General features: G+C 61.4%; 11 protein-coding genes, 1 tRNA gene and 1 pseudogene. 1 reads left to right on the top strand and 12 read right to left on the bottom strand.

Features of this window, described 5'->3' with window-relative positions; all coding sequences use genetic code 11:
• Positions 1-126: 126 nt before the first annotated feature.
• From H0X95_RS33890 to H0X95_RS33865, 6 genes and pseudogenes are all read right to left on the bottom strand, one after another.
• Positions 127-744 (bottom strand): annotated as a pseudogene (locus tag H0X95_RS33890) (relaxase/mobilization nuclease domain-containing protein); the annotation flags it as partial.
• 1 nt (position 745) lies between these two features.
• A complete protein-coding gene (locus H0X95_RS36095; protein ID WP_226245292.1) occupies positions 746-1,063 on the bottom strand; it encodes a hypothetical protein in 318 nt (105 codons plus the stop codon).
• Between the two features lie 526 nt (positions 1,064-1,589).
• A complete protein-coding gene (locus H0X95_RS33880) occupies positions 1,590-1,913 on the bottom strand; it encodes a type II toxin-antitoxin system PemK/MazF family toxin (RefSeq protein WP_006484901.1) in 324 nt (107 codons plus the stop codon).
• The gene (locus H0X95_RS33875; RefSeq protein ID WP_196446377.1) at positions 1,910-2,122 is read right to left on the bottom strand and encodes an antitoxin MazE family protein; all 213 of its coding nucleotides are present in this window, start codon (positions 2,120-2,122) and stop codon (positions 1,910-1,912) included. Before H0X95_RS33875 ends, H0X95_RS33880 begins: the two co-directional genes overlap by 4 nt.
• A gap of 147 nt (positions 2,123-2,269) precedes the next feature.
• Complete coding sequence (locus H0X95_RS33870) at positions 2,270-2,722, bottom strand: hypothetical protein (RefSeq protein WP_006484947.1); 453 nt, start codon at positions 2,720-2,722, stop codon at positions 2,270-2,272.
• 67 nt (positions 2,723-2,789) lie between these two features.
• Positions 2,790-3,185 (bottom strand): hypothetical protein, encoded by a 396-nt coding sequence (locus H0X95_RS33865; RefSeq protein ID WP_048986370.1) that lies wholly within the window; start codon positions 3,183-3,185, stop codon positions 2,790-2,792.
• 140 nt (positions 3,186-3,325) lie between these two features.
• On the opposite strand from H0X95_RS33865, the gene H0X95_RS33860 reads away from it, so the two are divergent.
• Positions 3,326-3,646 carry a helix-turn-helix domain-containing protein gene (locus H0X95_RS33860; protein ID WP_048986369.1) on the top strand — a complete coding sequence of 107 codons (321 nt, stop codon included), beginning with the start codon at positions 3,326-3,328 and terminating at the stop codon, positions 3,644-3,646.
• A 240-nt stretch (positions 3,647-3,886) separates the two neighbouring features.
• Here the strand turns inward: H0X95_RS33860 and H0X95_RS33855 are convergent.
• The 6 genes from H0X95_RS33855 to tolR form a co-directional block, all read right to left on the bottom strand.
• A tRNA-Lys gene (locus H0X95_RS33855) sits at positions 3,887-3,963 on the bottom strand.
• Between the two features lie 109 nt (positions 3,964-4,072).
• A complete protein-coding gene (gene ybgF / locus H0X95_RS33850; RefSeq protein ID WP_006484965.1) occupies positions 4,073-4,822 on the bottom strand; it encodes a tol-pal system protein YbgF in 750 nt (249 codons plus the stop codon).
• A 19-nt stretch (positions 4,823-4,841) separates the two neighbouring features.
• On the bottom strand, positions 4,842-5,354 hold the full coding sequence (pal, locus tag H0X95_RS33845; protein WP_006484980.1) for a peptidoglycan-associated lipoprotein Pal: 513 nt from the start codon (positions 5,352-5,354) through the stop codon (positions 4,842-4,844).
• 17 nt (positions 5,355-5,371) lie between these two features.
• Positions 5,372-6,667: a Tol-Pal system beta propeller repeat protein TolB gene (gene tolB, locus H0X95_RS33840; protein ID WP_012492927.1), complete on the bottom strand. Its 1,296-nt coding sequence runs from the start codon at positions 6,665-6,667 to the stop codon at positions 5,372-5,374.
• 109 nt (positions 6,668-6,776) lie between these two features.
• Complete coding sequence (gene tolA / locus H0X95_RS33835) at positions 6,777-7,832, bottom strand: cell envelope integrity protein TolA (RefSeq protein WP_058902190.1); 1,056 nt, start codon at positions 7,830-7,832, stop codon at positions 6,777-6,779.
• A complete protein-coding gene (gene tolR, locus H0X95_RS33830) occupies positions 7,829-8,278 on the bottom strand; it encodes a protein TolR (protein WP_006484943.1) in 450 nt (149 codons plus the stop codon). Before tolR ends, tolA begins: the two co-directional genes overlap by 4 nt.
• Positions 8,279-8,288 lie beyond the last annotated feature (10 nt).

Raw genomic sequence — 8,288 nt, 5'->3', positions numbered from 1 at the left:
GGCAACTCAGGCAGCGGCCCGCGGGCCGCTGCCTGACGCGCTACGGTTTGTCTTTTCTTCTTCATCGGCATATCCATGGCTTTTACACCTCATGATATGCCCCGCCCACAAAATGACGGATAGGTCCAGTTGTTGGGCGAAGGCTTCTCGCCATTGATGCAAATCTCGTTTGCGTGGATTGAGTCGCCGGCCGTCCGGACCACGGGTGTGAACGCTCATATGTACGTGGGGATGTGCCTCGTCATCGTGTTTCGCGAAGACATACGGACGTCCGTCACCAAAAGTTTCGTGTGCAAATGCCCGTGCCGCGTCCCATACTGCCTGGCGGTCGGTACCCGGGGGCATCGATAGCAAGACGTTGAGAGTCTCTCGACGTTTGCTTTCTTGAGGGATGCCCCATCCGCCTACATGCCATTGTTCGATCAGAGCATCTAATGCCTGCTTTCCGGCAATCAGGCATTCGTCCTGGTCCTCCAGTTCGACACAACCGTCGCGCGAAATGTACTTCAAGTGACGACGGACGACGCTCATTCCCTGCGGACCGGATGCCCTATTGCTGATTTTGACCATCACTTCGGGGGCGCCTCGAAGTGTCATCATCAGCTTCTCGCGCAGATGCATTGCGTCTCGGTGGAACGCCCACTCCGAAAGGCGCGGCGGCTGAACATGCCGTAGGGGATCGTGAAACAGGCGATCTCCCCAGTTGAGCAAAAGTTCGTCGACGTAGACTCTCGGAAAAGACATATCACCGGCTCCAGCGATCGAGGTTTCTGCGCAGCAGCTTCGCCACGGTACGTAGATGGGCGTCGATCGTGGCACGGATTTGCTCTCCATCGAGCCCGTCTATACACCCGGTTGCGTTGACGTGTCTTGCAAGCTCGCCCAGCTGCCTCCGAATTACCGCGAGCTGTTGGTTTGATTCGGCGAGAAGCGTCAATTCTCGGTTACCCAGCTGCGGTTCGTCCGTCAGGTATGCGCGGATCAGTGCCACAATCCATCGATTTGCCGTGAAGCCGTCAAGATAGGCCGCACTTTTTACGCGTGCGAGCTCGGCGTGGGTCAACGCGATCCCAATTTGTTTGCATGGGCCTTGTCGTGGCGGTAGGGGCTGATGTGGCTGCGGTTGATTTGTAGCGTTTGCTATGACCTTCGCAACGAACTGCCGCAAACCCTCGCTGGGTGTCAGGCCACGCTGTGCACAATATGCGTCCCACTCCCGCTTTAGCGGGCCGAGTTCAACGCTTAGTCTGGCTCGGGCTTGTTTGCACATGTTCGGCGCATGTTGGAAGCGGTGTGGTGCGCGGATAGCGACGACGGTAACGACGTATTGCAAGCGCGTCGCTTACCCGACCTTGCAAGGCACGCAGATGGATCGCTGCATTGGTTCGAATCTACGGAGGGAGTACCAGCGTGGCAACTGGGTAGGTTTGGCGTTGACAGGCGTACGCACGGCGACCATAGTGCGCAGTTGTCTCCGGCAAACAAAAAGGTCGCGATCAAGGGCGGTAAGTGCCGACTGTCACTGATGCAGTGATCGGAGAGGGGGCCTTGTCTTATACTGAAATCCGCCCGCTGTTTTTGCGGCTCGGTTACGCTAGTCCTAGAAAAACGAGTAGCGAACGATTGACGGCAACCATCAGTTCATCTTCGAGGTGGCCGATGGGGCGACCGATTTTCTCGCGGCGCACGGTGAACATTTTGTCTACGGCAATCTGGGACGGCATGCGCAAGCCGTTCTGCTCGGATGGGACAACAGTAATGCGTATCAAGGGCGCATCGACCATTGCGCTCGACATTAGCAGCAACGTTACGCTGGGATGTTCGGCAAACAGGTCCGACTGCACCACGAGCGCCGGCCGAGCCTTGCCGAAGTCACCTTGGAGCGCGACTGTGACAATGCTCCCGCGATTCATTGTGAGTGTCCGAGGTCCGTAACGTGTTCAATGAAATCGAGCAGATCGTTCTCGTCGATGCTCTGGTGGACCATGCGCGATTGCCGAGCGCATTCATCGGCGAAACCCGGCTGGCGGACGTCCGGCACCCATATCTGAATTGGACGTAGCCCGGCCGCTCGAAGATTCTCGCGGTGAATTCGAACACGCTCGGAAGTGGTAGCTGCCATTGTGGCCTCCTGTTACATGTAACGAAGGATACAGCGTTACATGTAACGGTTCAATGAGACACGGCCTTCCTTGAACGGGGGCCTTCAAACTGGGATCTCGGAGCCAGGGTCAGGGTGCGAACCTGCTCATCGAACATTCATCGAACACTAAGCGTTTTGTGCTTCGATCGCGACACGCACGAGCGGACTACCGTTGACAGGGGAACTTGGGGGTTCGATACGCAGCAAAAAGTCGAAGTACTGTTCCGTGAGCTTCCCGAGCTGTTCCTGTGCAGCGCCGAGCCTGAGCAGACATTGTGCGTCCCAGTTCATACCGACAACGAGCTCGCTCGTCACACCATTCCATTCGCTGATGAGAATCGCGGCGACGCGGGCGTTTTCCTCGGCAAACCGCTCCACGCGCTGCTCGATATAGCGCACGTCGTCACGCACCAGCGTGCCCGAGATCCGCAGTGCGACAGTGTGGGCAATCTTGTCGTGCTTCGCATACACCGTGGCGATACCCCCTAGATGGCGGGATACGCGATCGAGTTGCTCGTCTTCCAAATCGTCCTGCACGGCCAGAGCGCCGGTCAGGACATAAGGCGCTACCTCTTTCATGCTGAACCTCCGTTGGTTTGATTCCATACCGCTGCAGTTGGCGCTCCAATGTTGGTGGGCCCGTACGCTAGCTCGCAGTAGGCCGAAACTTTTCGAGAATCCGTGCTTGACGCTGTAGAAGGGCTTCCAGTTGAGTCTGTTCATCAATGAGCTTCTGGAGCAATTCAGCGTGCAAAGCGAATCCAACAGGCACGAACGACACCTCGCCATAGCGCACGCGCCTGAAGATTGCGCCGGTCTGCGCCCATTTCTGGGAGAATTGTTCCAATGCACTGTCCACCGATTTCGTTTCGTCGTCTGTCAGTGCGCCACGAATGCGAATCACGAGAGATCGCGTGACGGCATCGGTCGCGAAGTAGATGTCTGCGGGCTCGGCAATGCTCCGAGCGAATTGCTGCGCATGGTAGTGCCGGAAGTTGTTGAGGACGGGTAAGGCGCCGCAGATCGCATAAGTGATCGTCATGATGCTCCCAGTAAATGGACATTCGATAACCGGTCAGAGATCGGGCTCAATGTCATGCGCCGCTCAACTGACTCAGTTGGGCATGCTCAGAATCAAATATAGGATCAATTGATCCATTGTCAAGAAGGAAATTGGCTCGAATGGACGTATTTGGGGAGCGGCTGAAGTGCGAACGGGTGCGGCTGGGTTTGAACCAGACGGAGTTTGCAGCCTTAGGCGCGGTCAAGCAGCGCGCGCAGTATCAATATGAAAAGGGCTTGAGGCGCCCGAACTCCGACTACTTGCGCGCGATTGCACTTGCTGGCGTTGATGTCTGGTACGTGCTTACCGGCGAAGAAAGCGCCCGGCTCGAGAACCCCGACGAGCGGCGAATCGTCTCGGGATTTCGAGCGCTCGACGCGCGAAAACGCGAGGTGATTTTGGCACTGATAGAGGCAATTACTGAACGGTCGTCGCAATAGTTGCTCATCCCGCTTTTTGGCAGTGGGCGTCGTGTTGGAGGGGCGGTATTGGATCGGCGACCTGATCGTCGCGATATCAGGTGCCGACCAGGAGAAGCCGGGCTAACCGTGGTAGCGATGCGATCAAGGCGAGGGGGCGAGGGCGTGTAGCCGGGAAGTGGAAATGAGCAGCATACGCCACTCGGCGACAGACGCAAAAAAGCCTCCACGAAGGAGGCTTTTTGCACTATCGAAGATAGTTGGTAGGGTGGGAGGGACTCGAACCCTCGACTCTCTGATTAAAAGTCAGATACTCTAACCAACTGAGTTACCACCCCACGTTCTTGAAACTTGTTTTGGTTCGTTGCTTAACAACTTGGTCAACGACCCAAAGAGCAAAAGATTATAGCGACGGGTTGCAGGGCTGTCAACAACTCGTCACGATAATTATTTGATCGTTTCGAGTTTGCCCTGCGCCGTCTGCGCCGCATTCGAACCGGCGTACTGCGACACGACCTGCTCGAAGGTCTTCTTCGCGGCCGCCTTCTGGCCTTGCTCGAGCTGGTTCGTGCCGATCGCCACGAGGGCGTCGGCCGCGCGCGGGTGTTGCGGGAACTTGCTGACGATCCCTTGCCACGTCGCCGTCGAGCCGCGGTAGTCGCGCAGCGCGTATTGCGCGTTGCCGTACCAGTACTGCGCGGTCGGCTGATAGGGACTCTGCGGATACTTCGCGATGAACGCGCGGAACGAAGCCGCGGCCGCCTTGAAGTTGCCGTTGCGGAACTGCTGCTGCGCCGCGCTGAGCGCATCCGTTTCACCCGGCTGCACGGTGCCTTCGACACCATCGATCGTCGCCTGCTGCGGCTCGAACTTCTTGAGCCGCGTGTCGAGATCCTGGTAGTACTCCTTCTGCTGCCGCTCGAGCGTCGTCAGCCGGTTCGTCAGATCCTCGTTCTCGCCGCGCAGCGTCGCGACCTGCTGGTTCAGCTGGTCGATACGGCCGGATTGATCGAGGATCGTACGCTGGGCGGCCGACAACTGGCTCGACAGGTTGTCGCTCTTGCTGCGCAGATCGAGCACGGCACGGCGCGCTTCGTTGTCGTCGAACATGCCGGCGTGCGCCGGCGCGGCCGACCACGCCGCGCCCGCGACGCAGAATGCTGCGGCAACGCGCAGCCAGGTTGAACGGTGCGTCATACGGCGATTCTTCCGTTACTTACTGTTGGTAGACGAGGTCGGCGCGGCGGTTCTGCGCCCACGATGCTTCGTCGTGACCCGTTGCCTGCGGCTTTTCCTTGCCGAGGCTCACGGCTTCCATTTGCGAATCGTTCACGCCGAGCAGTGCCATCGCGCGGCGGACGGCTTCCGCACGCTTCTGGCCCAGCGCGAGGTTGTACTCGCTCGTGCCGCGTTCGTCGGTGTTGCCCTGGATCAGCACGTGGCGCTGCGGGTGGCTCTTCAGGTACTGCGCGTGCTGCTGCATCAGTGGCTGGTACTCGTCCTTCACCGAATAGCTGTCGAAGTCGAAGTAGATGCTGCGCTTCGCGAGCGGGCTGTTCGGGTCGTTCAACGGATCGACGTTCACTTGCGCGACGTTGTCGGCGCTCGGTTGCGTGCTGACTGCGCCCGCGTTGTTTGCCTTGTCGTCGAGCTTCACGCCCGACTTACACGCTGCGAGCGCGCTGATCATCATCACGGCCAGGGCCAGACGAGCTTTATTCGACATCATGGTTACTCTCCTTGTGGTCATTGCATGAAGGGCCCCCACGACGGCTCGCGAACGGAGCCGCCCTGGACGGACAGGATCTGCGGCGGCGCGCTGCCGTCGGAGGGCACTGCAGCCAGAACGTTGCGACCACCCGACTGGGTAGCGTACAGAAGGTACTGGCCGTTTGCCGCGAAGCTCGGCGATTCGTCGCGATTGGTATTCGTGATGGCGTTCGCCGCGCCAGTCTGCAGATCCTGAACGTACAGCTTGAAGCCCCCGCCCGTGCGGGAGATGTAAGCGAGCAGCTTGCCGTCCGGGCTCACGCGCGGGCTGGTGTTGTAGCTGCCGGTGAAGGTCACGCGCTGCGCGGCACCGGCGCTTTCACCCTGCGCGGGCATCCGGTAGATCTGCGGCGCACCGCCCCGATCGCTCGTGAAGTAGATCCAGCGGCCGTCCGGCGAGTAGAACGGTTCGGTGTCGATCGAGCTGCTTTGCGTGAGACGGCGCAGGCCGCCGCCGTTCGCGTTGACCGTATAGATTTGCGTATTGCCCGTCAGCGACAGCGCGACGGCGAGCGTGTTGCTGTCCGGCGACCACGCCGGTGCGCTGTTGTTGCCCTTCTGGTCGGAGACCATGTAGCGGCGGCCGGTCGGCAGGTCGTGGATGTAGACGATCGGCTTCTTGCGCTCGAACGATACGTACGCGACCTTCGTGCCGCTCGGCGACCAGGCCGGCGAGATGATCGGCTCGGTGCTCGACAGCGCGATGCGCGCGTTCTGGCCGTCCGAATCGGAAATCTGCAGCTGGTAGCGGTTACCGGTCTTGATCACGTACGACAGGCGCGTGGCGAATACGCCGCGCACGCCGAGCAGCTTCTGGTAGATGTAGTCGGCGATCTTGTGGCCGGCCGTGCGCAGCGTGGTGTCGGTGGCCGTCAGCGACAGGCCGCCGAGGCTTTGCTGCTTCACGGTGTCGTACAGGATGAAGTTGACCTTGTACTGGCCGTTCGCCTCGCGGTTCACGCTGCCCGCGACGAATGCATTCGCCCCCTTGGCCTTCCATGCGCCGAGGTCGACCGATGCGGTCTCGGGCACGGGCGTGCTGCCTGCGTCGATGTTGGTGAACTTGCCGCTGCGGGCGAGGTCGGCGCGGACGATCGACGTGACCTGCTGCGGCAGGTTCGCCTCGTTCGTGAAATTGGCGGTGGCAATGGGGAACTGGGTCGACCCGACACCGGTGATCAGCACGTTGACCTGGGCGTTAGCGGCGCTGCCCGCCGTAATCAGACACGAGGCCACGAGTGCCCTGAAACCTAGCTTTGTCATCAAACTCATGCTTCTTGCTTCCCGTATGGCTTGGATCGCTGCGCAACCGCAGAGACAGTAAAAATACCCGATTCGTTCCCGCCTGACAGCGACGCCCGGAGTGTAAGCGCATTTCCTTTCACTCCGCCGCCTTGAAGGTAATCGTAATGTCAGACGGGGTACGACCGTTAGAATCGGGCGGCAACGGGACCGATGCGTGGATCGCATTGACCACGGCTTGATCCCACCCCGAATTCCCGCTCGAGCGGGAGACCGATGCGCTCAATACGTCACCGGACGGCGTGCACCGAATCTTGACGACGGTGGTCAGGCCTGCCCGCTCGCCGCCCCAAACGATGTTCGGTTTGACGCGGCGGCGCACCTTGTCGGCATAGCCGGGCGTGGCGGCATTGCCGCCGGAACCCGTACCCGTGCCGCTTTTCGCGAGGCCTTCGCCGCCGCCTTCGCCGGCGCCGGACAGGCCCTGCAACTGCGCGAGGCGCGCGCTGCGCTCGCGGTCGAGCTTCGCGTTCGCCGCCGCGCTGGCCTTCGCGCGCGCCGCGGCCTCGGCCTTCGCCTTGGCCTGGGCTTCCGCCTTGGCCTTCGCGGCCGCGTCGGCCTTCGCCTTCGCCGCCTGCTGCGCTTCGAGTTGCGCCTGCTTTTGCTGCTGGAGTTTCTGCTGCTCGAGCTTCTGCTGCTCGGCGAGCTGCTGTTGCCTGAGTTTCTCGGCCTGCTTCTGCTTGTCGCGTTCCGCGGCTTTCTGTGCGGCGAGCGCGGCGGCCTGTTGCGCGGCGAGCTGCGCGCGCCGGGCTTCCTCTTCCTGCTGGGCCTTCAGTTGCTGCGCACGGCGCTGCTGTTCGAGCAGCGCTTCGCGCGCCGCCGCTTCCTGCTGACGCTTCTTCTGCTGCAGCGCGATGTCGGCCTGCTCGTCGCGCACCGGGGGAGGGGGCGGCGCGACCTTGGCGGGCGGCGCGGGTGTGACGACGGGCCGCGGCGCGGGGACGTCGGGCACTTCGGTCCACAGCTCGGCCTCGGCGCCGGCCGGCGTGCTGTTCTGCCACTGCACGCCGTGATAGAGGAACAGCGCAAGCAGCACATGCATCAGCGCGGCGAGCGCGAACGCGCGCCACGTCCCGCGCTCGCGGGGCGGCTGGAGCGGGTAGGCGGATCTGCGCGTGGATTGCTGCCGGTTCATTGCGATTTGACGAGGAGGCCGACGCGCTTGACGCCGCGCGCCTTCAGATCGGACATCACGGTCATGACGGCATCGTACTGCACCGTCTTGTCGGCTGCGATCACGACCGGCTGGTCGGGGTGGTCGGCCTGCCGGGCCGAAATGAAGCTGTCGAGCTCGGCCTTCGTCATCGTGTCTTCCTGAGTCGCGCCCGAGTCGCCCTTGTACTTGACGCTCATCGTGCGGTCGGCCTTGATGTTGACGACGACGGGCGGCGTCTGCTCCTGCGGCGCCGCGTTGCCGACGGTCGGCAGGTTGATGATCGACGGGGCGACGAGCGGTGCGGTGACCATGAAGATCACGAGCAGCACCAGCATCACGTCGATGTACGGCACGACGTTGATGTCGGCCATTGCGCGGCGCGAGCGGCCGCCGCGCATGCTGGATCGGATGGGGCTTCCTGCCATGGCGCGCTCC

Source organism: Burkholderia sp. 9779_493, from assembly GCF_015712215.1.
Taxonomy (GTDB): Bacteria; Pseudomonadota; Gammaproteobacteria; order Burkholderiales; family Burkholderiaceae; genus Burkholderia; species Burkholderia cenocepacia.
This window is presented reverse-complemented; position numbering and strand designations above follow the sequence as displayed.

Coding starts and splice junctions, on each gene's coding strand:
- H0X95_RS33880 (WP_006484901.1), bottom strand. CDS start 1,913: ATGAATCGCGGGAGCATTGTCACAGTCGCGCTCCAAGGTGACTTCGGC.
- H0X95_RS33875 (WP_196446377.1), bottom strand. CDS start 2,122: ATGGCAGCTACCACTTCCGAGCGTGTTCGAATTCACCGCGAGAATCTT.
- H0X95_RS33870 (WP_006484947.1), bottom strand. CDS start 2,722: ATGAAAGAGGTAGCGCCTTATGTCCTGACCGGCGCTCTGGCCGTGCAG.
- H0X95_RS33865 (WP_048986370.1), bottom strand. CDS start 3,185: ATGACGATCACTTATGCGATCTGCGGCGCCTTACCCGTCCTCAACAAC.
- H0X95_RS33860 (WP_048986369.1), top strand. CDS start 3,326: ATGGACGTATTTGGGGAGCGGCTGAAGTGCGAACGGGTGCGGCTGGGT.
- ybgF (WP_006484965.1), bottom strand. CDS start 4,822: ATGACGCACCGTTCAACCTGGCTGCGCGTTGCCGCAGCATTCTGCGTC.
- pal (WP_006484980.1), bottom strand. CDS start 5,354: ATGATGTCGAATAAAGCTCGTCTGGCCCTGGCCGTGATGATGATCAGC.
- tolB (WP_012492927.1), bottom strand. CDS start 6,667: ATGAGTTTGATGACAAAGCTAGGTTTCAGGGCACTCGTGGCCTCGTGT.
- tolA (WP_058902190.1), bottom strand. CDS start 7,832: ATGAACCGGCAGCAATCCACGCGCAGATCCGCCTACCCGCTCCAGCCG.
- tolR (WP_006484943.1), bottom strand. CDS start 8,278: ATGGCAGGAAGCCCCATCCGATCCAGCATGCGCGGCGGCCGCTCGCGC.